The 26782-nt window shown below is 45.8% G+C and carries 26 protein-coding genes and 3 pseudogenes; 20 read left to right on the top strand and 9 right to left on the bottom strand.

All coding sequences use genetic code 11. The features are described from left to right. Positions 1–52: 52 nt before the first annotated feature. From PMG25_RS18615 to PMG25_RS18600, 4 genes are all read left to right on the top strand, one after another. Positions 53–313: a BrnT family toxin gene (locus tag PMG25_RS18615; protein ID WP_283768394.1), complete on the top strand. Its 261-nt coding sequence runs from the start codon at positions 53–55 to the stop codon at positions 311–313. Next, entirely contained in the window at positions 303–530 is a 228-nt protein-coding gene (gene brnA / locus PMG25_RS18610; protein WP_283768393.1) for a type II toxin-antitoxin system BrnA family antitoxin, read from the top strand. Before PMG25_RS18615 ends, brnA begins: the two co-directional genes overlap by 11 nt. A 243-nt stretch (positions 531–773) precedes the next feature. After that, on the top strand, positions 774–1025 hold the full coding sequence (locus PMG25_RS18605; RefSeq protein ID WP_283768392.1) for an AbrB/MazE/SpoVT family DNA-binding domain-containing protein: 252 nt from the start codon (positions 774–776) through the stop codon (positions 1023–1025). After that, on the top strand, positions 1019–1396 hold the full coding sequence (locus PMG25_RS18600) for a PIN domain-containing protein (RefSeq protein WP_283768391.1): 378 nt from the start codon (positions 1019–1021) through the stop codon (positions 1394–1396). Before PMG25_RS18605 ends, PMG25_RS18600 begins: the two co-directional genes overlap by 7 nt. 222 nt (positions 1397–1618) lie before the next feature. Here PMG25_RS18600 and PMG25_RS24535 read toward each other — a convergent pair. From PMG25_RS24535 to radA, 4 genes and pseudogenes are all read right to left on the bottom strand, one after another. Beyond that, positions 1619–1798, bottom strand: a pseudogene (locus PMG25_RS24535) (DNA repair protein RadA); the annotation flags it as partial. Then, the gene (locus tag PMG25_RS18595) at positions 1799–2143 is read right to left on the bottom strand and encodes a XisI protein (protein WP_283768390.1); all 345 of its coding nucleotides are present in this window, start codon (positions 2141–2143) and stop codon (positions 1799–1801) included. It lies immediately after the preceding pseudogene. After that, on the bottom strand, positions 2131–2547 hold the full coding sequence (locus PMG25_RS18590; protein WP_283768389.1) for an element excision factor XisH family protein: 417 nt from the start codon (positions 2545–2547) through the stop codon (positions 2131–2133). Before PMG25_RS18590 ends, PMG25_RS18595 begins: the two co-directional genes overlap by 13 nt. Positions 2548–2640: 93 nt before the next feature. After that, the gene (radA, locus tag PMG25_RS18585) at positions 2641–4200 is read right to left on the bottom strand and encodes a DNA repair protein RadA (protein ID WP_283768388.1); all 1560 of its coding nucleotides are present in this window, start codon (positions 4198–4200) and stop codon (positions 2641–2643) included. Positions 4201–4281: 81 nt separating this feature from the next. On the opposite strand from radA, the gene PMG25_RS18580 reads away from it, so the two are divergent. The 12 genes and pseudogenes from PMG25_RS18580 (at position 4282) to PMG25_RS18525 (ending at position 16829) form a co-directional block, all read left to right on the top strand. Continuing rightward, positions 4282–4968, top strand: a complete 687-nt coding sequence (locus PMG25_RS18580) for a class I SAM-dependent methyltransferase (RefSeq protein ID WP_283768387.1) — start codon at positions 4282–4284, stop codon at positions 4966–4968. Between the two features lie 299 nt (positions 4969–5267). After that, on the top strand, positions 5268–5471 hold the full coding sequence (locus PMG25_RS18575; protein WP_283768386.1) for a DUF751 family protein: 204 nt from the start codon (positions 5268–5270) through the stop codon (positions 5469–5471). Between the two features lie 59 nt (positions 5472–5530). Next, on the top strand, positions 5531–5935 hold the full coding sequence (gene rbfA, locus PMG25_RS18570) for a 30S ribosome-binding factor RbfA (protein WP_283768385.1): 405 nt from the start codon (positions 5531–5533) through the stop codon (positions 5933–5935). A gap of 28 nt (positions 5936–5963) precedes the next feature. After that, a complete protein-coding gene (locus PMG25_RS18565; RefSeq protein ID WP_283768384.1) occupies positions 5964–7535 on the top strand; it encodes a glycoside hydrolase family 3 protein in 1572 nt (523 codons plus the stop codon). A 78-nt stretch (positions 7536–7613) separates the two neighbouring features. Then, entirely contained in the window at positions 7614–8912 is a 1299-nt protein-coding gene (locus PMG25_RS18560) for a P-loop NTPase fold protein (protein ID WP_283768383.1), read from the top strand. Then, positions 8909–10783 carry a tetratricopeptide repeat protein gene (locus tag PMG25_RS18555; RefSeq protein ID WP_283768382.1) on the top strand — a complete coding sequence of 625 codons (1875 nt, stop codon included), beginning with the start codon at positions 8909–8911 and terminating at the stop codon, positions 10781–10783. The genes PMG25_RS18560 and PMG25_RS18555 overlap by 4 nt, the downstream gene beginning before the upstream one ends. A 35-nt stretch (positions 10784–10818) precedes the next feature. After that, positions 10819–11007, top strand: a pseudogene (locus PMG25_RS18550) (glycoside hydrolase family 3 N-terminal domain-containing protein); the annotation flags it as partial. A 223-nt stretch (positions 11008–11230) separates the two neighbouring features. Further along, entirely contained in the window at positions 11231–11671 is a 441-nt protein-coding gene (locus tag PMG25_RS18545; protein WP_283768380.1) for a Fur family transcriptional regulator, read from the top strand. Between the two features lie 75 nt (positions 11672–11746). Further along, complete coding sequence (locus tag PMG25_RS18540; protein ID WP_283753209.1) at positions 11747–12040, top strand: nucleotidyltransferase family protein; 294 nt, start codon at positions 11747–11749, stop codon at positions 12038–12040. A 138-nt stretch (positions 12041–12178) separates the two neighbouring features. Further along, positions 12179–14785 (top strand): carbamoyltransferase HypF, encoded by a 2607-nt coding sequence (gene hypF, locus PMG25_RS18535; RefSeq protein ID WP_283768379.1) that lies wholly within the window; start codon positions 12179–12181, stop codon positions 14783–14785. A gap of 97 nt (positions 14786–14882) precedes the next feature. Further along, complete coding sequence (locus PMG25_RS18530; RefSeq protein WP_283768378.1) at positions 14883–15767, top strand: Rpn family recombination-promoting nuclease/putative transposase; 885 nt, start codon at positions 14883–14885, stop codon at positions 15765–15767. A 102-nt stretch (positions 15768–15869) separates the two neighbouring features. Beyond that, entirely contained in the window at positions 15870–16829 is a 960-nt protein-coding gene (locus PMG25_RS18525; protein WP_283768377.1) for an Rpn family recombination-promoting nuclease/putative transposase, read from the top strand. Position 16830: 1 nt separating this feature from the next. Here the strand turns inward: PMG25_RS18525 and PMG25_RS18520 are convergent, their stop codons facing one another. Next, entirely contained in the window at positions 16831–18558 is a 1728-nt protein-coding gene (locus PMG25_RS18520; protein ID WP_283768376.1) for a ShlB/FhaC/HecB family hemolysin secretion/activation protein, read from the bottom strand. A 267-nt stretch (positions 18559–18825) separates the two neighbouring features. After that, positions 18826–19596 carry a Uma2 family endonuclease gene (locus PMG25_RS18515; RefSeq protein WP_283768375.1) on the bottom strand — a complete coding sequence of 257 codons (771 nt, stop codon included), beginning with the start codon at positions 19594–19596 and terminating at the stop codon, positions 18826–18828. Positions 19597–19818: 222 nt separating this feature from the next. Between PMG25_RS18515 and PMG25_RS18510 the strand changes: the two genes are divergently transcribed. Beyond that, positions 19819–21252, top strand: a complete 1434-nt coding sequence (locus PMG25_RS18510) for an FAD-binding domain-containing protein (protein ID WP_283768374.1) — start codon at positions 19819–19821, stop codon at positions 21250–21252. A gap of 43 nt (positions 21253–21295) precedes the next feature. Here PMG25_RS18510 and PMG25_RS18505 read toward each other — a convergent pair whose 3' ends face one another. The 3 genes from PMG25_RS18505 to PMG25_RS18495 form a co-directional block, all read right to left on the bottom strand. Then, complete coding sequence (locus PMG25_RS18505) at positions 21296–21490, bottom strand: hypothetical protein (RefSeq protein ID WP_283768373.1); 195 nt, start codon at positions 21488–21490, stop codon at positions 21296–21298. 104 nt (positions 21491–21594) lie between these two features. Next, the gene (locus PMG25_RS18500) at positions 21595–22512 is read right to left on the bottom strand and encodes a hypothetical protein (protein WP_283768372.1); all 918 of its coding nucleotides are present in this window, start codon (positions 22510–22512) and stop codon (positions 21595–21597) included. Between the two features lie 28 nt (positions 22513–22540). Further along, entirely contained in the window at positions 22541–23590 is a 1050-nt protein-coding gene (locus tag PMG25_RS18495; protein ID WP_283768371.1) for a YihY/virulence factor BrkB family protein, read from the bottom strand. A 117-nt stretch (positions 23591–23707) separates the two neighbouring features. On the opposite strand from PMG25_RS18495, the gene PMG25_RS18490 reads away from it, so the two are divergent. The 3 genes and pseudogenes from PMG25_RS18490 to PMG25_RS24530 all read left to right on the top strand — a co-directional run bounded on the left by PMG25_RS18490 (position 23708) and on the right by PMG25_RS24530 (position 26532). Then, entirely contained in the window at positions 23708–24880 is a 1173-nt protein-coding gene (locus tag PMG25_RS18490) for a glycoside hydrolase family 10-like protein (protein ID WP_283768370.1), read from the top strand. Positions 24881–24951: 71 nt separating this feature from the next. Further along, complete coding sequence (locus PMG25_RS18485) at positions 24952–25521, top strand: hypothetical protein (protein WP_283768369.1); 570 nt, start codon at positions 24952–24954, stop codon at positions 25519–25521. 29 nt (positions 25522–25550) lie between these two features. Continuing rightward, a pseudogene (locus PMG25_RS24530) lies at positions 25551–26532 on the top strand (geranylgeranyl reductase family protein). The last annotated feature ends 250 nt before the right edge of the window (positions 26533–26782 follow it).

Raw genomic sequence — 26782 nt, 5'->3', positions numbered from 1 at the left:
TGATAGGGGAGAGAGTTAGGGTTTTGATATTATTTTCTTGATAGGTATAAAAATGGAGTTTGAATTCGATCAAAACAAGAGTGAAAGCAATAGATCAAAACACGGGATTAATTTTGTAGAAGCCCAAGAACTTTGGGACGATCCAGAACGGTTAGAGATCCCAGCTCGCACAGAGGATGAGCCTCGCTTTTTAGTCATTGGGCAAATTGCAGGAAAATGCTGGTCAGCTATTATTGCTTACAGAGAGAGCAAAATACGCATCATCTCAGTTCGACGTTCACGAAAACAGGAGATAGAACTTTATGAAAGCTAAGACATTTGATGAAAAGTTTGACCGAGGAGAAGAAGATATTGTTGAATACCTCGATCTCAGTCAAGCACGACGGGGTGAGTTAACGCAAAAAAGGGTAAATGTTGATTTTCCAGAGTGGATGATTCAAGCACTCGATCGCGAAGCAAGACGGTTGGGAATCACCCGACAGTCCTTGATTAAAGTGTGGATTGCTGAACGCCTGGAAAAAGTATTGTAATTAAAGGTCTAGGTCATCTAACTCCAACTCGGACTCTGGGGAATTTTCGGAGGGGGTTTGTACGGGAATGGCAGAGACGATCGCATCCAAAACCCGCTCAACGGGGAGAATGGTTAAGCCTAAGTCGGGTAAAGACTGCCCTTTGGGAGCGATCGCCCGCTTAAAGCCGCGAAGCTCGGCTTCCTTTTTATACCTATGCTAAAATAGTGAATCCTGTTGAAGTCTTCAAAAAGATTAAGAATTATGAGCGTTCAGATGGATGAATGGGGACGCATCCAAGTGCCCCAAGCCGTACAGGAAAAACTCGGTTTAACTATTGCCACCTCTCTGCATTTAGAAGTGCAAGATGGAAAGATTATCTTAACCCCAATTCACGAAGAAGCAAACCTTTCCTATGAAGGGAGCGTGCTAGTCGTGAACTCAGAAAAAACGGATAACCTTGATATTATCCATGCTTTGCGAGAGGAACGAATTCAGGAGCAAATGAATTGGTAAAAGTCCTGTTTGATACTTCTATCTTGGTGTCAGCGTTTGTAGTGAGCCATCCCCATCATCAATCCTGTGCTGATTGGCTCAATCGAGCAAAAATACGAGAAATTGATGGGCTTGTTGCTACCCATACTCTAGCAGAAACTTACTCTGTACTAACTCGTCTTCCCCTGAGACCGCGTATTTCTGCTCATTTAGCTCAACAGTTAATTACAGAAAACTTAGAGAGATTAGAAACGGTTCCTTTCGCAGCGAAAGACTATCATGCTGTGATGACAAACATGGTTAGTCTAAATTTGACTGGAGGTTCTATTTATGATGCATTGATCGCGCAAGCAGCTATACAGCAGTTTTCGCTGTTATGTGGGACATCTTGATCCCCCTAAATCCCCCTTAAAAAGGGGGACTTTCCTATTCCCCCCTTTTTAAGGGGGGCAAGGGGGGATCTTTTCCTACTGTCCACCGATACAGCGCAAAGCGCTGTAAATGTCGGTGTAGATGTTTTATTGACTCTCAATCCAAAAGACTTTATTCGTTTAGGGGAAACGATCGCCCAAATCGTTCAAGTTCCATGATTCTAGCCTTTTTAAATAGGGCAATTAAAGGTCTAGGTCATCTAACTCTAACTCGGACTCTGGGGAATTTTCGGAGGGAGTTTGTACGGGAATGGCAGAGACGATCGCATCCAAAACCCGCCCCACCGGGAGAATGATTAACCCTAAGTCGGGTAAAGATTGACCTTTGGGAGCGATCGCCCTTTTAAAGCCGAGCTTCGCCGCTTACGCTACAGAATTAGTGACATGGCGATTTTTGGGGCGAATAAATCCTAAAACAATATCTTCTTGAGGAATGCCTAGCTCCATTAATTCTAAGGCAATTCCTTTTTCTGTCCCATCTACCTCAATCCAGATTTTATTATCAAGAATCCTCAGATGAAAAACCACTGCATGAACCCGTCCAGTGCGATCCCATCCAGCATCGAGTAATAAGTAATTATTCCCAATTTCATCTTGAACTATTAACGTTTCTAGGTCTCCATGACTCGGTTTATATTGACCGTGATTTTGGAGAATCTGAGCAATAATTTGGCGATAATGCTCCAGCTTATTCTCTAGTTGAGCCATTGACAAATCACCTCCTGTTCTGGATCGAAAATCATTAAGTACATCTTTTGATCGTTGATAATATCTTGAATCGCTGGTTTCTGAAAAAAATCGTTATACACTTCCTCTGAAATCGCTAAAAATAGCTTTCGCTCTGGGCTAACACGGTTTAATATACTTTGATACATATTGTACTGCCCTATAGCTTTTTGTAGTTCTGTGATTTGTGAAATACTGTTAAAAACTTTAATCTCGATCGCAATTTTCCGTTCTTCTTTCTCTGCCGCCAATAATTTTTCCGCTCCCAAGTCCGCATATAAACGAAGTCCTTTATACTCTAAAGTGTAAGGATCGTCAGTAATTAACCAGCCATCTTTGCTCAATGCATTTTTAACTTCATGATGATAGAGGTCGTATTGAGGCATGGTTTCCGTTTAATAGGATTAGAGTGGGTCAGGTAGACCAAGTAAAAAGTGAAGACTCAGCTCATTATAACCTTTGCTCATTTAGCTCAACACTTAAAGGTCTAATTCATCTAATTCCAATTCAGACTCTGGTGAATTTTCGGAGGGAGGTTGTACGGGAATGGCAGAAACGATCGCATCCAGAACTCGCCCAACCGGGAGAATGGTTAAGCCTAAGTCGGGTAAAGACTGCCCTTTGGGAACGATCGCCCGCTTAAAGCCGAGCTTCGCGGCTTCCTTTAATCTCAGTTCTAATTGCGACACTGCTCGCACCTGTCCCCCCAAACCTACCTCACCAATAATCACTGTGCGCGGATCGACGAGGCGATCGCGGAATGAAGCCACCACAGACACCGCAATCCCCAAATCTGCGGCGGGTTCCTCTACCCCTAACCCCCCCGCAGAAGCCACATAAGTATCGAGCTTGGATAAAGGAATACCTACCCGCTTTTCCAACACCGCCAAAATCTGCAACAAGCGATTATTATCTACTCCAGTGGTAGCCCGACGGGGGGAACCGTAGCTTGTCGGACTCACCAGCGCTTGCAATTCCACCACAATCGGGCGCGTCCCCTCGCAGGCGACAATGGTACAAGTTCCCGATACCTTCTCATCCCGATTGCCCAAAAACAACTCCGAGGGATTCGGTACTTCTGCCAATCCTTGAGCGACCATTTCAAACACGCCGATTTCATGGGTTGCGCCAAAGCGATTTTTCATGGAGCGCAACAACCGATGAGATGCAAAGCGATCGCCCTCAAAATACAATACCGTATCCACTAAATGCTCCAACACCCTCGGCCCCGCCAAAGAGCCATCCTTCGTCACATGGCCGACAATAAATAACGTAATATTTTCCCGTTTCGCCACCTGCATCAGCGCCGAAGTACACTCGCGCACCTGAGCCACCGAACCCGGAGCAGACGACAGAGACGGAAAATAAATGGTTTGAATACTATCAATCACCGCTAAACGGGGTTTGAGCGCTTCCAACTCCCGTAAAATTTCCTCTAAATCGGTTTCCGGTAATAGATAAAAATTTGACTGTGGTTCCTCCGACTTTTCTCCCTTCTTTCCCTTCGGCTTCGGTTCGATGACCGCATCAAATCCATGCTTGAGTTTCGGTTTCTCCTCTTCTTCCTCTTCCCCCACTCCTAACCGCGCTGCCCGTAATTTTACCTGTTGTCCCGACTCTTCCGCAGATACATATAACACCGCATAATGTTGGGAGAGCTGATTAGCCATTTGTAACAGCAGCGTCGATTTTCCGATCCCCGGTTCTCCCCCAATCAGCACCAAAGACCCCTGCACAATGCCGCCACCGAGTACCCGGTCTAACTCCGAGAACCCGGAATCCATCCGTAAAACCGCTTGATCGGAAATGGCATCCAGGGTAATCGCAGCGCGAGGTTGACCGCTCTGGGTCGGCGATCGCCCCCCATCCTTGCGCCACTCCTGATTCAGCAACCCCAACCGGTTGTTCGTGGGAGTCACCGGGCCGCTCACCTGTTCGATCAGCGAATCCCAACTATTGCAAGCAGAGCATTTACCGAACCATTGGGAAAATTCTGCCCCACATTGATTGCAAATGTAGAGGGTTCGAGACTTAGCCATAACTGTGATATATCTATTCTTGCTTGCATTATGGCAGATCTGGCCCTTATCGCTCGTCAGAGCAAGGAAGGATAGAAGATGATGAATAACGAAAACTATACTGCCTCAGAAGCAGCAATGGTAGCAGAACCAGAAAAAATTACACAGTTCTACCAAAAGGCGATTGAGAAACATGGCGATCGCTCTCTGATGGCTGCTCGTTGGAGTTCAGAAGAGAAAGCTTTATCGCTCTATCAAGGTATTAGTCATTTACCTCAACACAATTGGCAAGAGATACAAAGCGTTTTAGATATTGGTTCTGGTCAGGGCTATTTTCTGCAATTTTTGCGAGAACAACAGCACTTTCAAGGCAAATATGTGGGTTTGGAATTTTTGCCTGAGTTTGATCGAGTGGCTAAACAGCTCTATGGTCACGATCCGCAAGCTGAATTTGTTTGTGGTGAATTTTTATCCTATCCTTTCCCAGGACAAACCTTTGATTGGATTTTTTCCATTGGCTCATTAAGTCCCAAGAAAAAAGATCAAGAATCATTTGATCGCGCCTTCACTGACAAAATGGCCCAGTTGGCTAACCGTGGATTTAGCCTATTTTTGAATGATATCAAATATATTGCTCCCAGTCGTCTAGAACAAGCCCCCGATCTAGCCGTTCATAATGTCGATCGCTTCGCAGCAGACCTAGAACAGCGCTTCCCAGGTAGCCAAGTGAGCATCGTTCATTATCCCCAAAAACCCTCACAGCATAGCTTTGTTCATGTTGTCCTGTGATTTAACCCGGTTGTTGATCGTCCATTCAGGGCGATCGCTTCGCCACCATTGAGAAAATTCTGCCCCACATTGATTGCAAACGTAGAGGGTTCGAGACTTGGGCATAACTGTGATATGTCTATTCTTGCTTGCATTATGGCAGATCTGGCCGCGATCGCTAATCTTGGACACTACATCACTTCCAGATGGGTTCGTTAACATAGATTGATTCTGCGACCAAAATTTTGGTTGGTCGTTCAGACTGAAGGTAGAATAACTAGAAACCTGTTGAGTTGTTGCACACTTAAAATATCTATCCCATGGGAGACTTCTTTCAGAACGTATCGCGCTATCCTCGGTACTTGATTACCTTTACGCTGGGTATTTTCTTCTTTTTATTCAAATCTGTCCAGCCCCTGTTTAAGAATCCGGTAACGGCGATCGCCACTTTAGGACTCTTAGTTTCGGGTTTTGTCTTCCTAACCCTGACATTACGGGCTATGCTAGGATTATCTCCGGTGTGAAGATACCATCAAACCAGAGAAGATAACCGCTAATCACCCCAAAATGTGGAGGAGGTCTTATGGCTAACAGTCGTCGTGTCTCTCGCGTGTCCTCCCAAATTAAACGCGAAGTCGGTCAGATGTTGATTCATGGCATTAAAGATGACCGAGTAGGGGCGGGTATGGTCAGCGTTACGGATGTGGATGTCTCTGGAGATCTGCAACATGCTAAAATTTTCGTCAGTATTTATGGGACGGAAGAAGCAAAAGCCGAAACCATGGAAGGATTGCAATCAGCAACCTCCTATGTTCGCTATGAACTGGGCCATCGGATGCAGTTACGCCGCACTCCAGAGGTGATCTTTTTAGAAGATCGCTCTTTGGAAAGGGGCGATCGCCTGTTGCATCTGATTAACCAGATTTCCCACGAACATGATGCCCACGAGGACTCAGAAAATAGTGTCTCCACTGAAGACAATGAGTAGACAATGAGTAAAGCTGTGGTGTAGAGCCATGTTAGATCCCACCCATCCTTCTCATCTGCCCGATCCAGCTTCTCTGTCCTTAGAACAACAGGTTGCCCAAATGGTCGTGATTCGGGCAAGTGGCTATTTGTTCGATCATCAAATTCGCTACCCCGACTGGGAACCCGTCAATGAAACCCTAAAATCCTGGATCGCCCAGTGGGGTGTGGGTGGAGTGATATTAGTTGGGGGAAGCGCTGCCGAACTGCACGATCGCATTAACCGGTTGCAGAGTTGGGCAACCTTTCCCCTGTTGGTGGGGGCAGATGTGGAGGAAGGAGTAGGACAACGCTTTAGTGGCGCTACCCATTTCCCTCCCCCTATGGCTCTAGGGGCGATCGCTGAAAAGTCTCCCCAAGCCGCTCGCCACTATGCCCAACAGATGGGGGAAAGGACAGCACAAGAGGCAGTGGCGATCGGCTTAAATTGGCTCTATGCGCCGGTGGTGGATGTGAATAATAATCCCCAAAATCCGGTGATTAATGTCCGTGCCTTTGCAGAAACGCCACAAGCCGTCAGTCAATTAACCGCCGCCTATATTCAGGGCGCTAAATCCTATCCCATTTTAACCACAGCTAAACATTTTCCCGGCCATGGCGATACGGCAGTAGACTCCCATCTAGAATTACCGGTGCTTCCCCATTCAGAAGAGCGGTTAGCCGAGATTGAGCTACCCCCATTTCAGAGTGCGATCGCCTCTGGAGTCGATGGCATTATGAGCGCCCATTTGCAGATTCCCGCTTGGAATGAGCGCTATCCTGCTACCTTATCCGCCACAATTCTCACCCAGAAACTGCGCCAAGAGTTGGGTTTTAGTGGTTTAATTGTCACCGATGCTCTGGTGATGGGAGCCATTGCCAACCATTATGGCAGCAATGAAGCCGCCGTTTTAGCCGTGCAAGCGGGGGTAGATATTCTGCTCATGCCCCAAGATCCTCCAGGGGCGATCGCCGCCGTCTGTGCAGCCGTCCGAGCTGGAAAAATTGCCCCAGAACGGATTCAAGCTTCCGTAGAGCGCATTTTTCAAGCCAAACAGAAAGTTAAACCGAGACCTGATTCTCCGCAATTTCCCCAAGCTCTGGGAACCCCAGAAACCCGCAAAATCGTGCAGTCAGTCCTTCAGGATGCCCAGGAAACCGGCGGTAATCTGCCCCTCAATCTCCAAGGAGGACGCAATTTAATTGTAGTTGATAATGCCTTGGATTGCTCCGTGTTGGCTAAACCCGCGCCTGCAATTCTGATCCCAGAAGCTAAGGGATATCCGTTGCAGCTCGTAGACCGTCATACCCCCAGTTTACCCACCCAAGGTCTACAGCCCACCTTGTTACAATTATTCGTTCGCGGTCATCCATTTCGCGGCAGTTCCACGTTGAATGAAACGGCGATCGCCTGGTTTGAAGCCTTGCTTAAAACTGATACTCTGCAAGCCTTGGTCATTTATGGCAGTCCTTATATCCTGGAATTTCTCCGTCCCCAACTGCCCAATGATGTGCCTTATGTGTTCAGTTACGGACAAATGCCAGATGCACAGGCGATCGCCCTCAAAACCCTAGGCTTTTGAACGATCAAGCTTTAGATTTGGGATAAAATGAGGCGTGAACCCTTCTGCTCTGTTCTCTAGTCCTATCGGTCTTGAACCATGATCAGTCCCGACGAAATGGAAGATCTCCTTGATGAGATGTATAACAACTTTACCCCGACTCCACTGCAACCGGGAGATCCAAGGTATGTGGACTGTCGCTCGGTGCGCGGGGATGAGGATGTGGTGAAGGATTTGGGGAGAACAGTGCGGCGATCGCAAGCATTCACCTATCAGCTATACTCTGGTCATCGTGGCTCCGGGAAAACCACGGAATTGCTGCGGCTGAAAAAAGACTTGGAAGACCGGCATCATAAGGTCGTCTATTTTGCGGCAGATGAAGAAGACCTGAGTGTTCAGGATGCCCAGTATACCGATATTTTACTGGCTTGCACCCGTCACCTGTTGGAAGAGTTAAAAAACGCAGACTCTCAGCCGATACTGAGTTGGTTGCAAGACCGGTTACAGGACTTGAAAGAGGTGATGCTGATGGAGATTAAGGTCGATCAGCTTAACTTAGAAGTGGGATTACAAATGTTTGCCAAATTAACGGCAGCAGTGCGGATGGAACCCGGACAACGACAGAAAATTCGCGAGTTGGTTGAACCGCACACAGAAACGCTGATTGAAGCTTTGAATGCCTTTATTGCAGATGGAAAACAACATTTACCAGAGAAGACCAAACTGCTGGTAATTGCCGATAATTTAGATCGAATTGTGCCCATTTTTCAGGAAAATGGGCGCAGTAACCATGAGGAAATTTTTCTTGACCGGAACGAACAATTGAAGGCGCTGAATTGCCATATTGTTTATACTGTGCCCATTTCCTTCATCTATTCTCGCTGGGCAACAGAACTGCATGTTAATTATGGTATTCCCCAAGTTTTACCCTCAATTATGGTGCGCCAGAAAAATAATGACCCTGACGATAAAGGCTTGGAGATTTTGCGAAATCTGATTAAACGGCGGGTTCCTGAGCGTTTGCGCGATAATTTCGTTCCAGAGGTATTTGAATCTGAGCAAATTTTCCGACAATTATGTTTAATGAGTGGCGGTTATGTGCGAGATTTCATACAATTAATGCAGGAAGCGATTAAAAAGACTGATACCCTGCCCATTCAAGCACGTGCAGTACAACGGGCGACGGATAATTTACGAGATGTTTATCGGCGGGCAGTGGAGGCAAATCAATGGGAAATCTTGCGAGAAGTACATCAGTCAAAAGATATTGAAAATGACCCAATTGAGCGCAGTTTGTTGTTTAATCGTTGTCTGTTGGAATATCGCTATTTTGATGAGAAGGGAGATAAGCAAACTTGGTATGATGTGCATCCCGTACTGTGGAAGGAGTTGGAATGACTAAACCTTGGACAGACTTTCCAGAGTTAGGTCGTTGGAGCGCAGAAAATGCGGAGGTGATTGCCGATATCCTGCGGGCTTTGCGACGGAAAAAGGGATTTGGTTTGTTTTTTGTCCAATGTAGTCCCGCTCAGGGAACCCAAGTTATCCGTGCAATTCGAGAACGTTTTCCCCAGAAACGGATAGTAGAAATTGAGTTAAATCGGGAGAGTGAAACCCTTTATCCAGAGTTGCGAGAACGACATCAGACAGAGGGGTTTGAAATTGCCTGTATTAGTGGAGTAGAGCAAGCCCTATACAGCTATGAAGATACGAAGCGTCTGGCGGGTTGGACTGCTAAGGAAATCTATAACTACAGTTGGAAGGGAGTGCCACCGCTTCTGAGTCATTTGAATCGGCAACGGGAGATGTTTGAGGCGCATTTACCCATTCGCATGGTGTTTCTAGTTCCCTACTTTGTCATCGATTATTTTATTCAAAGAGCGCCGGATTTTTTTGACTGGCGATCGGGTTTTTTTCGATTCGTTGAGAGTGCAGAGGAGCTAGAACAAGCTTGTCAAAAGCTAGTCGGTGCAGATTCCGAAGAATATCTCAATCTCACCCCAGAACAACGGATCGCAAAAATTTTAGACATTAAAGAAAAACTCATTCAGCTCGATTCATCGAATGATGAACAAAAAGCAAAATTATTGGCAAAGCAAGGACTACTCTTCTACAGCAGTCAGGATTATACAAAAGCCCTAGAAAGCTATGATCGCGCTCTACAACTGCAACCTGACTTTCACATAGCTTGGAATGGTCGAGGTGTTGCCCTGAAGAACTTACAGCGATATGAAGAAGCCCTAGAAAGCTATGATCGCGCCCTACAACTACAGCCAGACTATCACTTAGCTTGGACTAACCGAGGTAATACCCTGAATAAGTTAGAGCGATATGAAGAAGCCCTAGAAAGCTATGCTCGTGCCCTACAACTACAACCTGACTTTCATCAGGCTTGGACTAACCAAGGTATTGCCCTAGATGAATTACAGCGATATGAAGAAGCCCTAGAAAGCTATGATCGCGCCCTACAACTACAGCCAGACTATCACTTAGCTTGGACTAACCGAAGTCGTACCCTGAAGAACTTAGAGCGATATGAGGAAGCCCTAGAGAGCTGCGATCACGCCCTACAACTGCAACCTGACGATCACTTGGCTTGGTTTCACCGAGGCTTTGCCCTGAAGAACTTAGAGCGATATGAGGAAGCCCTAGAGAGTTATGCTCGCGCCCTACAACTGCAACCAGACTATCACTATGCTTGGAATAACCGAGGTATTGCCCTGGAGAACTTAGGGCGATATGAGGAAGCCCTAGAGAGTTATGCTCGCGCCCTACAATTGCAACCTGACTATCACTTGGCTTGGGCTAACCGAGGTATTGCCCTTTATAACTTAGGGCGATATGAGGAAACCCTAGAAAGCTATGTTCGCGCCCTACAATTGCAACCGGACTATCACTATGCTTGGAATGGTCGAGGTGTTGCCCTGAAGAACTTACAGCGATATGAAGAAGCTCTAGAGAGCTACGATCGCGCCCTACAACTGCAACCTAACTTTCACTATGCTTGGCACAACCGAGGTAATGCCCTGAATAACTTAGAGCGATATGAGGAAGCCCTAGAGAGCTGCGATCGCGCCCTACAACTGCAACCGGACTTTCACTGGGCTTGGTATAACCGCGTAATTGTCCTCCGTAACTTACAGCGATATCAAGAGTCAGGATATAGTTTGATTAGATTTTTATACTACCAGCCAAGTTCTCAAAAAAATTGGTGTTCTAAGGTGTTAACTTGGCTGGCTAGAAAACTAGGAGTGTTTGATGGCCTATGAACGAAATTCTGCAAGCTCATAAACGGAAAATAGTGGCGATCGCCTCTGGAGTCGATGGCATTATGAGCGCCCATTTGCAGATTCCCGCTTGGAATGAGCGCTATCCTGCTACCTTATCCGCCACAATTCTCACCCAGAAACTGCGCCAAGATTTGGGCTTTAGTGGTTTAATGGTCACCGATGCTCTGGTGATGGGAGCCATTACCAACCATTATGGGAGCAACTTAACTATATGCCCCAAGATCCTCCAGGGGCGATCGCCTTGAAAACCCTAGGCTTTTAAAAGAGCTAAAAGAGTTACTCTCTCCTATTGACTGCCGACACGCCTCGAAAATGTGAGTTAAAGTGGTAATGAGTTTACTTTAGAAGCGATCGCGCTTTGACCCTGATGAGCGCATCCTGATGCTGTTTAGCATGTATAGATTAGGAGAACCCATATCATTAACAATGAGCAACCAACCTAACACCTTAGAACCGATCCGCTCTTTAGAAGAGGCCATTGATCGATGTCAACATTTAGGAATGCGCCTGAGTCGTCAACGGCGGTTTATTCTGGAATTGCTCTGGCAAGAACAGGAGCATCTGTCAGCAAGGGATATTTATGACCTGCTCAATCAACAGGGACGGGCGATCGGTCATACCTCAGTGTATCAGAATCTCGAAGCCCTTTCTTCCCAAGGGATTATTGAATGTGTCGATCGCGCCGATGGACGGCTTTATGGTCATATTAGTGACCCCCACTCCCATATCAATTGCTTAGATAATGGCAAAATTCTCGATATTCATGTCGAACTGCCCCCAGAGCTGATCGCCCAAATTGAGCAGCAAACTGGGGTGAAAATCACCGATTATCGGATTGATTTCTATGGATATCAATCTCAAACCTAAACAAGAAAGCTGGTCAGGTTTATCCTGGAATCAACAATCAAAGTTGATCGGGGCAAAGTTGACAGGGGGAACGAAATGTTAAGTAAGCAAACCGTTCTACAACAATTATCAGAGCATCGTGAACAATTGCAGCAATTTTCAGTAAAAATGTTGTTTTTATTTGGTTCGGTGGCTAGAGATATGGCTCATGCAGACAGCGATGTAGATTTGCTGGTAGAATTTGAGCGGCCGGTTGGGTTATTTACATTTCTGGGTCTCAAGCATTATCTGGAAGAGATCTTAGGCTGCTCGGTAGATTTGGGTACGCCGAATTCCCTCAAACCAGCTTTCAAGGAAAAGGTATTAAAGGAGGCTATACGTGCCTTCTAGAAAGCAGTTTTGTATGGATTGGCCGTTATTGGTGAGGCGACGGCTAATATTTTACCGCAAGTACAGACTAGATATCCACAGAAGTTAACGTTGGAGGAGATTTTGAGGGATGTACAGCAATAAATTTAGATTGAGTCAATGAAACCCAAAAAGACTGCTGAAAAAACCCTACAAATTCGAGTTCGAGGACGGGTTCAGGGGGTGGGATTTCGACCCCATGTTTGGCGTATAGCCCATGAGCTGGGGCTAGGGGGTGAAGTTTGCAACGATGGGGAAGGGGTACGCATTCGCATTGCTGGAGAACCGGAAGCGTTATCTGTATTTCGGCAACGGTTAGAGTCTGAAGCGCCCCCCCTGTCAGAGATTGAATCGATTGAAACCGAAGCGCTAGAGCCGACTGTGGGGTTTGAAGGGTTTGCCATTGTGGAGAGTGTGGGGGGCAAAACCCAGACTCAAATAGCGCCGGATACTGCCACTTGTGGGGCTTGTGTGGCAGAGATTAGTACGCCTTCTGAGCGCCGCTATCGTTATGCATTTACGAACTGTACCCATTGCGGGCCAAGGCTTTCGATTATTCGAGGGGTTCCCTACGATCGCCCCTCAACAACGATGGCGAACTTTCCCTTATGTCCAGACTGTCAGCGAGAATATGACGATCCAGGCGATCGCCGTTTCCATGCACAACCCATTGCTTGTCCGGTTTGCGGGCCGAAACTTTGGCTAGAGTCCCTCACCGATAAAAACGCGGTTTGGGAACCGGGACAAGAGATAGAAACAGTAATTTCCCGGATCGAACAGGGAGAAATTTTAGCTATTCGCGGCTTAGGTGGCTTCCATTTAGCCTGCGATGCTACTAACCCAGAAGCTGTAAACCGCTTACGTCAACGCAAACGCAGATATGGCAAACCCTTTGCACTGATGGCGCGGGATATTGCTGTTATTCGGCGCTATTGTCAGGTGAGTGCAGCCGAAGAGGAGACGCTCAGGAGTGGTGCGGCTCCCATTGTGCTGTTGAATGCGGAGGGTGGGGAGAGGTTACCGGAGGCGATCGCCCCTGGAGTAACAACCCTCGGTTTTATGCTTCCCTATACTCCCCTGCATCTTCTGTTACTTGAAACCCTGAATTATCCCTTAGTGATGACCAGCGCCAATTTATCCCATGAACCCCAGTTAATCAGTAACGCAGAAGCCAGGACAAAACTGATCGGATTAGCGGATACAGTATTATTTCATAACCGAGAAATCGCTAACCGTATGGATGATTCCGTCGTGCGAGTCATGGCAGGAAAACCCCGGTTATTGCGTCGCAGTCGGGGGTATGTTCCGGGGGCGATCGCCCTTCCGCCAGGATTTGAGCGGAGCCATACAGCAGGTTCCTCTGCAACAAGGCACAATCCAACAGATCCCCCTACATCCCCCTTAAAAAGGGGGACTTTTGCTGCCCCCCTAAAAAAGGGGGGTTGGGGGGATCGACATGCAGGGCATAGCAGGGAAAACTGCCCTAAAATATTAGCCTATGGCGCAGAACTCAAATCTACCTTTTGCCTGATCCAAAATAATCAAGCTATTTTATCCCAACATCAAGGGGATTTAGAAAACCCCATTACCTACGCAGATTATCAAAAAAATCTGCAACTTTTTCGCCAACTTTACGATCATCAACCTCAATTTTTAGTCGCCGATCTCCATCCGGAATATCTCTCCACCAAACTCGCCCAAGACCACGCCCAAACCCAGAATTTACCCCTGATTCAAGTTCAACATCACCATGCCCATATTGCCAGTTGCTTAGTCGAAAATGGCATCCCCTTAGATACTGCTCCCGTCTTGGGCATTGCCCTGGATGGTTTGGGATTTGGCGAGGATGGTACGATTTGGGGCGGTGAGTTTCTCCTGGCAGATTATCGAGGCTATCAACGGTTGGCAAGCTTAAAACCGGTGGCGATGATTGGTGGTACAAAGGCAATTCTGGAACCCTGGCGCAACACCTACGCCCACTTAAAAGCCGCTTTTGACTGGCAAATGTTGCACAAAAAATATGGTCATTTAGAACTCTTTGACTATTGGCAAAACCAACCGATCGCTCTCTTTGACCAAATGCTGCAAAAACGACTCAATACACCCCTGGCAAGTTCAGCAGGACGGTTATTTGATGCGGTATCGGCGGCGATCGGTCTATGTCGCGATCGCGCCCTGTTTGAAGGACAAGGGGCGATCGAATTAGAAATGGCAGTCGATCGCCATTTACTCTCAGTCTCTGACGCTGATTTTCCTTATCCCTTTGAGATTATCGATCCCCCTACATCCCCCTTAAAAAGGGAGACTTTGCTTGCTGCCCCCCTTTCTAAGGGGGGTTGGGGGGATCTTCGAGCAAAATACCGTACCTCCAGTCATAACCTTCTCTCTCTCGATCCTCGCCCCATGTGGCATTCCCTCTTAGAAGACTTGAGTCAAGGGGCAACCCTTTCCCTAATTGCAACCCGGTTTCACCAAGGTTTAATCCAAGGGATAACCCATCTCGTGGAAAAATTAGCCCATCAGTGTCAATTAGATGGACTCGATATTGAAAAAATTGCCCTCTCTGGAGGATGTTTCCAAAACCGGATTTTGCTGGAAGAATTAACCAAAAACCTGGAAGCGAGAGGCTATGAGTGCTTATCCCAGGCAAAAGTGCCGTCAAATGATGGTGGGGTATCCTTGGGACAGGGGGCGATCGCGATCGCCAGAACCACAGAATCAACTTAACCTATATTTATACTTAAAATTGGTGCTGGTTTAATGCTATATTAATCACAACTGTGGTAAACTAAAACTATCCCTTCAAGCTCAACAGGAAAAAACCATGAGATTTATTAACCCGAAGATAGATTATGCCTTCAAAAAAATATTTGGTTCAGAACAAAGCCAACAAATATTAATCAGTTTTCTCAATGCCATCGTTTATGATGGAGAAAAAATCATCCAATCCTTAACCATCAAAAATCCCTATAATCCCGGTCAAGTCCTGAGCTTAAAAGACACTTATTTAGATGTAAAAGCAGTTCTGAATGACGGTTCAATCGTAGTCATAGAAATGCAAGTCGCATCCATGGCAGCATTTGACAAACGAGTAGCGTACAACCTAACCAAAGCTTATGCAAATCAGTTAACAAAAGGAGAGGACTACCCACTGTTAAATCCAGCCATAGCCGTAACCATCACCGATTTTATCTTGCTGAAAGAGAGTTCAAAAATCATCAATAAGTTTGTGTTTAAGGAAGAAGAAAAAAACTTGAAGATGCTAGAGAAAGAACTCAAGCTAATTTTTGTGGAAATCCCCAAATTCAAGAAAAGTTTATCGGAGTTACAGAGCTTAACAGATAAATGGATTTATTTCCTCAAGGAAGCGGCAACTTTAGAGGAAGTACCAGAGAATTTGGGGGAAGTATCGGAGATAGAATTGGCGTTAAATCTAGCCAGTCAAGCCAACATGACTCCCGAAGAATTTGAAATAGTAGATAAGCGAGGGATGATGCTGCAAGATGAAAGAGGGCGAGTGGCTTATGCGGAACAAAAAGGAGGCAAACGATTAATTATGCGTTTACTTAAAAAACGTTTTGGAGAAATTCCAGAGGAGATAAGCAGTCAAATTGAAAGCTTATCGATTGAAGAGTTAGAAAGTCTAGGAGAAGATTTTTTAGACTTCAATAGTCTGGAAGATTTAGCGAACTGGCTAAAAGATCGATAATACGGTAAACAAGCAAGAGTCGATCGCAACGAGTTTAATATTAAGTCAGCGAGAGACTGTGGTAAACTAAAACTAGCCCTTCAAGCTCAACAGGAAAAAACCATGAGATTTATCAACCCGAAGATAGACTATGCCTTCAAAAAAATATTTGGTTCAGAACAAAGCCAACAAATATTAATCAGTTTTCTCAATGCCATCGTTTATGATGGAGAAAAAATCATCCAATCCTTAACCATCAAAAATCCCTATAATCCCGGTCAAGTCCTGAGCTTAAAAGACACTTATTTAGATGTAAAAGCAGTTCTGAATGACGGTTCAATCGTAGTCATAGAAATGCAAGTCGCACCCATGGCAGCATTTGAAAAACGAGTCGCCTACAACTTAACCAAAGCTTATGCTAATCAGTTAATCAAAGGAGAATACTACCCCCGATTAAATCCAGCCATAGCCGTAACCATCACCGATTTTATTTTACTAAAAGACAGTTCAAAAATCATCAATAAATTTGTGTTTCAAGAAGAGGAGGAAAAAAAGCTGAAAATCCTAGAGAAAGAATTACGATTGATTTTTGTGGAAATTCCCAAATTCAAGAAAAGTTTATCGGAGTTACAGAGCTTAACAGATAAATGGATTTATTTCCTCAAGGAAGCGGCAACTTTAGAGGAAGTACCAGAGAATTTGGGGGAAGTATCGGAGATAGAATTGGCGTTAAATCTAGCCAGTCAAGCCAACATGACCCCCGAAGAATTTGAAATAGTAGATCAGCGAGGGATGATGCTACAAGATGAAAGAGGAAGAATAACTTATGCGGAAGAAAAAGGCAGACAAAAAGGCAGACAAGAAGGCAGACAAGAAGGCAGACAAGAAGGCAGACAAGAAGGAAAGCTAGAGCAAGCGATCGCCTTAATTATGCGTCAAATCAAAAAACGTTTTGGAGAAATCCCAGAGGAGATAAGTAGTCAAATTGAAAGCTTATCCATTGAAGATTTAGAAAGTCTAGGAGAAGAGGTTTTGGACTTCAAGACTGTTGAAGATTTAGCGACCTGGCTAAAATGTCTCTAATTTAAAGCTCCACATTGACACTAAAATAAAACCCATCATCCTGGGCATTATTGCCTCGGTCAGGGAGATCGATAATCGGATAACCATAATCAAAGCGAATATTCCATCCGGGGGCGACTTCCCAGAGTAATCCTACTCCCACCCCCATTAAAAAGTTTTCAGAGGCTAAAATATTAGGATTATCTCGGCTATTCCAGACTTGCCCTAAATCGAGAAAAGGAGCAACCATGAGGGTAGGTTGACCTTTGCTATCCCGTTGTAGGGTAATTCGGTCTTCAATGGAGATTAAAAACCCATTATCTCCAGAGCGGGCATTTTGTCGATATCCTCGAACGGATTGACCGCCACCAATGACGTATTGCCGTGAGGGAAGTAAGCTCGTAGTGGCTAGTTGTAGGTCTCCTCGGAAGGTGAGTAAATGATGATCCCCTAACCGTTGCAGGCGCTGTAAACTGAGAAGCCAACTGAAAAAACGACTATCGGGGGTCGATCCGGGATTGAGGGTTGCACCAAAGGCATCTATACCCAGGTTAAACTGCGATCGCACCCCCCAAATGCCTGTCGCATCCCGACGCACATATTCTTGACCGAAGCGAATGGCGCTGCTGCGGGTTCTTCCTCGGTCATCTGGCCCTTCTCCAAAGCCAAAGGGAATATCGCCCAAAAAGGTTTGGCCGCGATGGTGGGAAAATCCTACAGATAGGGCAAACTCTTGACGGGGAGAGCGAATAATCGGCTGGCGATAGTCAAATTCATAGCGTTGCGTTTCGCCGCGAATGCCCAAATCTTGGAGTTCAATATTACTAATTTCATTATTATCGGGTAGAAATTGGATGGTAAACGAGCCATCCATAGCATTTAAGGGGATACGATAGATAAACTCATAGCGACTGGTATCTCCGCCGGTGGTGGTACGGTTATAACCAAGGATGACGCGATCGCCCAAACCCGTCAAATTTTGATATCCCAGCCGAAACCCAATCCGCTCCGATCCCACACTAGCCGGTGAATAGTTATCGGCAAATAAATTAACCGTCAGAGGTTTCTTTAAGCTCACCCGCACCGTTAGTTTACTTTGCCCAATCTCCGCGGCCGGTTGTAAACTCGCTTCTACACTCTCGAACAGGGGATCGGTTTTCAGCAGTCTTAATTCATTTTCCAACGAAGCACTATTTAACGGAACCCCTGCCCCTCGCCGAATCCGGCTGGTAACATAACTCGGATTTAAACGCCCTGCCCCTTCCACCACAATCTCTTCTAAACGGCCTTCAATAACTTGAATTTCCACAACCCCATTGTCCACCACCTGATCGCCTAAAAGTGCCCGGCTATTAATATACCCCCCATTCAAATAGAGTTCAGTAATTCTATCGGCCGCTTCCCTCAGTTGCTCTAGGGTTTGGGATTGACCTTCATATTCCCTCACAACTTCCTTGAGTTCTTCCTGACTAAAAATCGTACTTCCCATCACTCGAATTTCCTGCACCTGAATCGGTTGAGTGGGTTCGGACATCTCCGTATCTTGGGAGAGGGGAGAACAGTGAGGCGTATTCTCCATCAGTTCAGGGGGAGCAATAGACGAACAAAGGGTAGGAGACTCAAGAGGAGAAACCGGAGACAAACTCCAAGAGAACGATTCAGGAGGTGCTATAGGTTCTAGGGGTTCAGGAACCCATTCCAGATTCGGGGAAAGGGGGTCAGGTCTTATTTCCACTGAATCAGCAGTCATGGGCAAACTCGCCCAGCTCGGAGCTATCAGAGATACTAAGGCACTCACTGATAGACTAGAAATAAATAAGGCACTCCTCACACTACAGACCTCATAGATAGGGGTTGACGTTTGGGGTAGATTGCAGGCGATCTAGCAGTCATCCTAATAGATTAGGGCATTTAGATTAGAATGTTGGCTCAGATCCCCAATTCCCCCCAGGTATTAGGGGGGATTACGCAAGTTCTCCACCAGATTATTAGTCAACTCTACTCGTAGGTGCAAGGGCTATTGAATTTCATTCGGATCGATGCCTAATTCCTGGAGTTTAGCCGCAAGGAGGTTGGCTCGACGCTCCGCTTCCTGCGATCGCTCCTCTCCAGTTAGTAATAAAGTCCCCTCACTATCCCACCAGCGTAACCAGGGCAGATCGACATTTTGATACCGTCCTTGCCAAATCCCCAATTCTACGCCCATTGGCGGAATGGCAAAATGGCCGCGTGAGTTGGCTGAGAGGAGTTGATATTGACCGCCGACCAATTCATACACTTCTACACTGGACTTTTTGACTTCGTAAATTGCATAATAGGCTGGCTTAATGATTTGTTCGTACACCCAAAATTTACCGAAAAGAGGAGTCTGATCCCGTTCTTCTGAACCGTTTCCAGAAACGAACTCTATGGCAATTTGAGGGTGAACCAATTCTTTCCACAGGACATAGGAACGACGCATTTGCCCATCTAGGGTAGCCGGTACATTGGGCACATAAAACCAATCGGGACATTCTGCTCCTTTTTCGGGAGGATGGGTTAGCTGCCAGTAAATTCCACTATCTTGACCAATGCAATAGTCACTTTCTGGATGAAGTTGATCGAGAATGGGACGAATGGAGTCTGTTAGTAAGATGCTTTGGGGGAGTTCTTGGAAGTTTTTCACAAAGGAGCCATCCTCACAGGGGAGTTGAGTGTGATCCGGTAGGAGATCGAAGTAGTCTTCCTCAAGGGAATTGGGAAGTTGAGTGCGATCGGGTAAGGTAGTAGAGTGTTCTGTGGAAGTCATAGCTGGTGGCTTGAGTTTTGGCGATCGCTTCTACACTAGCGCAAACTTCAGAGAGTGTATTAAGAGAGGATAGAGCAAACCTAAATGAGTTATATAACGATTGTCCCTCATCCCCCTACCCCCTTCTCTCGTGGGAGACGGGGGGAAAGTCCCTCTCCCACGGGAGAGGGATTCAGGGAGAGGGCATTTCTCGTTGCACAACTTATTTTAGACTAGCTATATATGTCGAATCTGATTTTATTTTGGCATCGCCGGGATTTAAGAGTTACGGATAATTTGGGCTTAAGCTATGCCCAATCTAAAGCCCATTCTGTGGTGGGTTGTTTTTGCTTCGATCCCGATATTTTAAACCGGGAGGATATTGCACCGGTTCGTTTACAATATCTTCTGGGATGTTTGCAAGAGCTACAGGATAATTATCAAAAATTGAATCATCCGTTTGTTTTATTGCAAGGGAAACCGGAGCAAGTGATTCCGAATCTAGCTAGGGATTTAGGGGTAAGAGCGGTGGTTTGGAATCGGGATGTGGAACCCTACAGTCAAGTTCGAGATGAGCGAGTTTCTGAAGGCTTGAAAGAGAAAGGAATTGAGGTTAAAAATTTTTGGGATCAGCTTTTAGTGGCTCCCGAAGATATTCGCACGCAAGCGGGCAATGTTTACACGGTTTATACTCCCTTTTGGAAGAATTGGCAAGGACAAAAGAAACTCGATCCGGTGGCTGATTTACAACCGGGATCGGGGTTAACCGAAGCACAGAAAAAAGTGTTAGATCGGGTGGAGAGTATTGATTTTCCGAGTTTGAAGGATTGGGGATATTCTGAGAAAAAAGAGTTGGTGATTATACCGGGAGAGCGGGCTGCTGAAGAGCAATTGCAGAAATTTGGCGATCGCTCCCTCGAAACCTACGAGCAACAGCGCAACATCCCCAGTATAGAAGGTACATCGAAGCTCAGTGCCGCTTTGAAGTTGGGAGCGATCGGTATTCGCAGAGTGTGGCAAACCACCCAAGAAGCAATCAAAAAATCGTCCAGCGATAAAAGTCGTCAAAACATCCAAACTTGGCAACAAGAACTAGCCTGGCGAGAATTTTACCAGCATGTACTCTACCACTTTCCCGAACTCGCTGATGGCCCCTATCGAGCGCCATTTAAACACTTCCCTTGGGACAATAATCCCCAACATTTCCAAGCTTGGTGCGAAGGAAAAACCGGCTATCCCATCGTCGATGCAGCCATGCGCCAATTGAACACAACCGGATGGATGCATAACCGTTGTCGGATGATTGTTGCCAGCTTTTTAACCAAAGATTTAATCATTAATTGGCAATGGGGAGAGCGCTATTTTATGCAACATCTCATCGATGGAGATTTAGCCGCCAATAATGGGGGATGGCAATGGAGCGCATCGAGTGGCATGGATGCCAAACCTTTACGGATTTTTAATCCTGCCAGTCAAGGGCAAAAATTCGATCCAGAAGCACAATATATCCGCCAATGGTTACCGGAGTTAGCGTCTGTCGAAACCAAAGATTTACTCACCGGAGAGATTCCGCCTTTAGTCCGGCAAGCCTGTAATTATCCCTCACCCATTGTCAATCATAATCAACAACAACGGGAATTCAAGCAGCGTTATAAACAGGTGAAAGAAAACCTATAGTTGTAGGGTGGGCAATGCCAGCCCTACTAGACTACTGGAATGGCTAGATATTTATAAATGAAATAATGGAAAGAACAACAAACATAGTACCAAAAATTCCCAACAGAAAGCGTGCTAAACGATCTTTAGCTCCAAACTCAATCCCCTTTATAGAGACTTTGCCTACAATACAACCGAGCAACATAGCTGCCCCAAAAGTAAATATAACAACTGCCAGTTCTGGTGGTAGTTTGATCATGCTTGCTATCCTCTATGAGCATTTTGCGGATTATTTAGAATTCTCAATGACCGCTCCCCCTAAGAAGCTGCTGAATGTATTTTGTAAGATTATTCCCTATTCCCTTAAACTCGACCATTCCAGAGATCGTGCATAAAATGCATCTGCACCGGATCGAGATTAGCTTGCTGAACTAAATAATTGAAGAAATAAAGAGTCGCCATGCGAACATCATCTTCCCCCGCTTCTTCCTCTGGGGTGATCTCATGGTGCGTCATCTTAGAGAGAGTCCGGTAATTTTCGGCTACTTTAGCCATACTTTTAATTTTTACTCCTAACTGATAGAGCTGCATGAATGCCAAAAACTCGACAATAGACTTACGAATTTTAGCTTCTATTTCTCCCGGATTCATGATTTTATCTTTCTCAATTTTACCGTTTAGGGCTTCAATAATAAATTCTCGCACTTGCCCACTGTAAAATCCACTATCATAAGCTACAATGGCTTCTGAAATTTTTATGCCATAGCGAGGTTTACGAAATCCAGGAATCCCTGAATGAGTCTGTTGGTTGACCATATAGCCGACTCGAAATGCGGCTATATTAGCGGCTAAATCTGGTTCAGAGGCATCGGCTTCTAAGGCTTTATAAATGGTCGAAAATTTTCCAGAACGAAAATCGAGAATGGATTGGGATAAATCTCCACTCCAAGAACTGTGTTTACTTGTCCAAGATGTGGTGAAGTTTAATAAGCTTTTCCAACTTGGAAGTTGAATTTGATCGGATAAGGAGGCAATAAAATGAGCAAAGTCTGTACTTTGTCCGCATAATACTATGGTTTTATCTAAGCGATTATCGATATATTCAACATCTGATAAAGTCGCCCAACGAAACAAGTGATTAGTATAAGATTCGCGGGTATAGCGGCGCAACTCATTGGCAATCTCATAGGGAGAAGCCTGGGGCATTTGGGTTTCTAGATGCTCAACAAAAGATAGCATTTGCAGGCGGTTATATTCTAAAGAATGGGTAAGATGATTCATAGATGCAAGCCTGGTAGAGTGGGAACAACTAAGGTTGATTGTCTGGATGGTCTAGAGTGTTTTTGACTTGACGCAAAAATCGTTTAAGTTTGACAACTCTCTTGCGTTTTTTACGATTGCTCTCTAAGGATTGAGAATTGGAGGTGGAAGTCTGGGGGGGACTCCAGGATGCTTCACCAGTGGGAATGGCATGGCTGCGAGGGCGAATAGTTTCGCCATAGCGATTGGCCCAAACTTGGGTGAATTCTGCGCCAATGAGTAAGATTTGGGCAGTAAAGAAAATCCATAATAATAAGATGACAAATGATCCGGCAGCGCCATAAAAGGATCGGACACTACTTTGTCCTAAATATAAGCTAATTCCCCATTTACCTAGGGTAAAGAGGATGGAGGTTAGGGTAGAGCCGACCCAAACATCTGACCAAGCGACTTTGGCATCGGGCAAGATTTTATAAATGGCTCCGAATAAAAGGGTGACGACGAGGAAAGAAACGCCAATATCTGTCCAACGCCAAATACTGGCGGGGGTATTCATCCATTGTTCGAGCCATTCACTGACTCCGGCTAAAACGGAGCTAAAGACGAGGGAGAGGAGCAGGAGAAATCCGATCGCGATAATCATCAAAACGGAGAGAACTCTAGCCATGAGAAAGTTCAAGAAACCCCGTTCGGGTTTGGGGGTAACGCCCCAAATGATATTGAGGGCGACTTTGAGTTGGGCAAAGACGGTGGTGGAGCCAAACAATAGGGTGGCGATCGCGATTATAGTCGCCATCAGACCCGATTGGGGTTGATAGCGTTCCTGAATGAGGGTTTGAATGGACTGGGCGGCTTCCGAGCCAATAAACTGTTGCAATTGAATGGCCAGTTGTTCTTGAGCTGCTTCCTGTCCAATCACAAAGCCAGCGACTGCCACAGCAATGATGAGCATGGGGGCTAAGGAAAACACCATATAATAGGCGAGGGCGGCTGCCAGGATGGGAACCCGGTCTTGCTGCCATTGCACTAAGGTTTCTTTGAGTAATCTCCAAATGGCGTAGAGTTTCATGGAACTGACGCAGAAAGAACGGGAGTACACTACTATCAAAGCTTATCTATTCCCATCCGGCTAGTGTTCGAGTTCCCCTAATTCTGTAAGAGTAGGATGTAGAATTTTGTTAAAGTACGGCTAAGGTATGCGGTAGACACTCCAACCATGAGACGAAAGATTGAAAGACGATGGCAGTGGGTAAGCTTGGCCCTCATCATTACGGTCTTAATTATGGGGTTGCAAGTGGTCAAACCCATACAGGCTAAATCCCCAAAAGCGATCGATGAAATTCGGGGGGTTTGGTTGACGAATGTGAGTAGTGCAGTTTTGTATAGTCCTTGGGGGATTAATCGGGCGATCGCCCAACTCTCTGATCTCAATTTTAACACGATCTATCCTGTTGCCTGGAACCGAGGGGTAACGTTTTATCCCAGTGATACGGCGAAAGAAGTCATTGGTCGCCAACAAGATTTATTACTCGATACGATCCGTTTTCGTCAAGATACTCTAGAAGAAATTATTACTCTGGGCCATCAGCAGGGACTGCGCGTAATTCCCTGGTTTGAGTATGGGTTTATGGCTCCTCAAAATTCCTTATTGGTGAAACGTCATCCTAGTTGGTTAGCCCAAAGTCGGGATGGACTCCCGTTACAGCACCATGGAAAATATGGCCTAGAGTGGTTGAATCCTCTGCATCCAGAAGTGCAGCAGTTGTTGATCGATCTGATTGTGGAAGTGGTCACCCGGTATGATGTGGATGGCATTCAACTCGATGACCATTTTAGTTTGCCGGTAGAGTTGGGCTACGATCCGTTTACGATCTGGCTTTATCAACAGGAACATAATGGGGAGATTCCGCCGGAAAATTATCGCAATGTGCAATGGATGCGCTGGCGGGCTGCTAAACTGACTCAAGTGATGAAGCGGATTCATGACCGAGTAAAAGAGATTAAACCGGATTGTATTATTTCTTTGTCCCCTAATCCCCGCGAGTTTGCCTATCGCAATTTTCTACAAAACTGGCTGGCTTGGGCTGAACAGGGTTTAATTGATGAGTTGGTGATTCAAGTGTATCGGAGTGGGATGGAAACGTTTCTGCGCGATTTGCCCGATCCAGTGATTCCGAAGTTGCAGGAGAAGATGCCGGTGGCGATCGGAATTACTACGGGAACCTTGAGAACACCTATTCCTTTAGATTTAATTGAACAGCAAGTGCAAGTGGTGCGCGATCGCTCCTTAGACGGCTTTTCGTTCTTTTATTGGGAAAGCTTGTGGGGATACATTGCCCCAGAGTCTCCCCAAGTTCGCCGTCGCGGACTGCGGGAGATTATTGAGTAATGAGTAATGAATAATGAGTTATCCCCATTCCCTATTCCCCATTCCCTAGCGCATAGCGCTATAATTCGCCCATGATTGGATCGGGTTTTGGAATTCAATGGACAATCCAGACCTTCATCGGATTTCTAGTGAGTCTGTTGCTGATTGAAATTGGCGAACGACCTGATATAGGAATCACAGAAGGATTCATTGGGGGCGCAATTGTCGGCCTGATGCAAGCCATTGTGCTTTTGCCTCATCTCAAACAGGCTGGCTGGTGGATGGTGATCAGTGCTATGTGTTGGGCAATTATGGGATGGAGTGATTTAGGGGCGATCGGTTGGATTGCGCCCAGAACCCTGGATATTTCTGGGCGCTTGCTCTATGGTCTCTGGGAGGGGGCCAAAGTGGGGTTTGTTCTCGGTGTGGGGCAATATGTGTTGCTCTCCCACCAAGTTCCCCAAGCCTGGCGTTGGATTATTGCCAGTATTATAGATTGGGCGATCGCCCTGGCCTGTGGTTGGGCTTTAGGGGGGTTGCTCCGGGTTCAGTTTCGTCAATTTATCGGTGATGTGATCGGCTTAGGATGTGTCTGGTTACTCGTGGGAGGCTTAACCGGTTTTGCCCTCACTCTACTGTTGAACCGTCGCAAGTCTGGATAATAGATAATAGTTCTAATTTTTAATTGATTATGAGCTTTGATTGCATCATTGTCGGCGCTGGCCCCGCAGGAGGAACGGCCGCCTATCATCCAAAATTGAGTCCGTGCGCTGTACCTGGAAAAAAGAAAAACCAGTGGAAATTGATATCCGTCCTGGTGCAATTTGGATGGTCAGACGCAATATTTTCGATCATTTTCTGGTTCAACAGGCGGTGCAACAGGGCGCAACATTGCGAGATCAGACCCCGGCTGAAGGCATTGAATGCTTAGGTCACTGTTGGCAAGTGAATACTCCTGAAGATTGTATCCAAGGAAAATATTTGATTGCCGCCGATGGGTCAAAAGGCCCTTTAGCGCGATGGTTGGGATTTAAACATCGCAAACATTTTGCTGGAGCGGCTTTAGAGGTTGAAGTGACACGAGAGCATCTCCACCATCCCCATGCTGAAATTGAGTTCGGTCTTTTAAATCATGGCTATTTGTGGAATTTCCCGAAAGCGGATGGATACTCAATGGGGATAGGGAAGTTTTCACGCGGTCAATCTGGGAACTTGAGAGCAGTTTTAAAAGATTACGCTACTGAATTTGAGATCGAGAATATACTCAATTGGTTCATCCCATCTATCTGTGGAATGGCAACCAAAAGCTCCATACCCAAAACGCCCTTTTAGCAGGAGAGGCTGCTTGTTTAGTCGATCCGTTTACCGCAGAAGGCATTCGTCCGTCCATTTGGAGTGGACTAAAAGCATCTGAGGCGATCGATCGCGCCCTGGGAGGAGATTTAAATGCCCTAGAAGACTATACCCACATCCTAGCTCAAACCTGGGGTTCAGAAATGGCTTTAGCTCAACGTATTGCCCAAGGATTTTATCAATTTACCCATTTAGCCTATAAAGTCGGCATTGAGCAAGGGACTTCTGGGCACACTTTCTTTAAGATATTTTCAGGAGAATTAAAATATGCGAGTATAATTGAATCTGCTTTGAAAAAATTTAATCCCTTTTCTGTATAAGTCTCCATCATAACCCAGATTTACAGCGCTTTGCGCTGTAAAGTAATATCAAATCTATTTATTTACGCTACAGATCTCTGTAGGGGCGGGTTTTACCCAAATCTTGTAGACTGACAACTATTTTTGTATTCATGTCCGCTTGCGGAAACCCGCACGAACCCACCTTGTCTCTACAGTACCCCTCTTCTGTCACTTTCGGATAAAGGGGTGTGAAACCCTGATTCTTTCGTTAGCGATAAAACTCCGTTTT

The sequence above is a fragment of the Roseofilum capinflatum BLCC-M114 genome (genome assembly GCF_030068505.1).
Lineage (GTDB): Bacteria > Cyanobacteriota > Cyanobacteriia > Cyanobacteriales > Desertifilaceae > Roseofilum > Roseofilum capinflatum.
Note: the sequence above shows the minus strand (reverse complement) of the source record. Positions and strands in the feature narration are given on the sequence as shown.

Bases quoted from the DNA above. Each gene is read 5' to 3' on its own strand.
- rbfA (WP_283768385.1), top strand. From the start codon at position 5,531: ATGGCTAACAGTCGTCGTGTCTCTCGCGTGTCCTCCCAAATTAAACGC.
- PMG25_RS18500 (WP_283768372.1), bottom strand. From the start codon at position 22,512: ATGAATCATCTTACCCATTCTTTAGAATATAACCGCCTGCAAATGCTA.
- PMG25_RS18545 (WP_283768380.1), top strand. From the start codon at position 11,231: ATGAGCAACCAACCTAACACCTTAGAACCGATCCGCTCTTTAGAAGAG.
- brnA (WP_283768393.1), top strand. From the start codon at position 303: ATGAAAGCTAAGACATTTGATGAAAAGTTTGACCGAGGAGAAGAAGAT.
- PMG25_RS18525 (WP_283768377.1), top strand. From the start codon at position 15,870: ATGAGATTTATCAACCCGAAGATAGACTATGCCTTCAAAAAAATATTT.
- PMG25_RS18505 (WP_283768373.1), bottom strand. From the start codon at position 21,490: ATGATCAAACTACCACCAGAACTGGCAGTTGTTATATTTACTTTTGGG.
- PMG25_RS18540 (WP_283753209.1), top strand. From the start codon at position 11,747: ATGTTAAGTAAGCAAACCGTTCTACAACAATTATCAGAGCATCGTGAA.
- PMG25_RS18485 (WP_283768369.1), top strand. From the start codon at position 24,952: ATGATTGGATCGGGTTTTGGAATTCAATGGACAATCCAGACCTTCATC.
- hypF (WP_283768379.1), top strand. From the start codon at position 12,179: ATGAAACCCAAAAAGACTGCTGAAAAAACCCTACAAATTCGAGTTCGA.
- PMG25_RS18555 (WP_283768382.1), top strand. From the start codon at position 8,909: ATGACTAAACCTTGGACAGACTTTCCAGAGTTAGGTCGTTGGAGCGCA.
- PMG25_RS18565 (WP_283768384.1), top strand. From the start codon at position 5,964: ATGTTAGATCCCACCCATCCTTCTCATCTGCCCGATCCAGCTTCTCTG.
- PMG25_RS18615 (WP_283768394.1), top strand. From the start codon at position 53: ATGGAGTTTGAATTCGATCAAAACAAGAGTGAAAGCAATAGATCAAAA.
- PMG25_RS18510 (WP_283768374.1), top strand. From the start codon at position 19,819: ATGTCGAATCTGATTTTATTTTGGCATCGCCGGGATTTAAGAGTTACG.
- PMG25_RS18575 (WP_283768386.1), top strand. From the start codon at position 5,268: ATGGGAGACTTCTTTCAGAACGTATCGCGCTATCCTCGGTACTTGATT.
- PMG25_RS18590 (WP_283768389.1), bottom strand. From the start codon at position 2,547: ATGCCTCAATACGACCTCTATCATCATGAAGTTAAAAATGCATTGAGC.
- PMG25_RS18560 (WP_283768383.1), top strand. From the start codon at position 7,614: ATGATCAGTCCCGACGAAATGGAAGATCTCCTTGATGAGATGTATAAC.
- PMG25_RS18605 (WP_283768392.1), top strand. From the start codon at position 774: ATGAGCGTTCAGATGGATGAATGGGGACGCATCCAAGTGCCCCAAGCC.
- radA (WP_283768388.1), bottom strand. From the start codon at position 4,200: ATGGCTAAGTCTCGAACCCTCTACATTTGCAATCAATGTGGGGCAGAA.
- PMG25_RS18595 (WP_283768390.1), bottom strand. From the start codon at position 2,143: ATGGCTCAACTAGAGAATAAGCTGGAGCATTATCGCCAAATTATTGCT.
- PMG25_RS18520 (WP_283768376.1), bottom strand. From the start codon at position 18,558: ATGACTGCTGATTCAGTGGAAATAAGACCTGACCCCCTTTCCCCGAAT.
- PMG25_RS18490 (WP_283768370.1), top strand. From the start codon at position 23,708: ATGAGACGAAAGATTGAAAGACGATGGCAGTGGGTAAGCTTGGCCCTC.
- PMG25_RS18515 (WP_283768375.1), bottom strand. From the start codon at position 19,596: ATGACTTCCACAGAACACTCTACTACCTTACCCGATCGCACTCAACTT.
- PMG25_RS18580 (WP_283768387.1), top strand. From the start codon at position 4,282: ATGAATAACGAAAACTATACTGCCTCAGAAGCAGCAATGGTAGCAGAA.
- PMG25_RS18530 (WP_283768378.1), top strand. From the start codon at position 14,883: ATGAGATTTATTAACCCGAAGATAGATTATGCCTTCAAAAAAATATTT.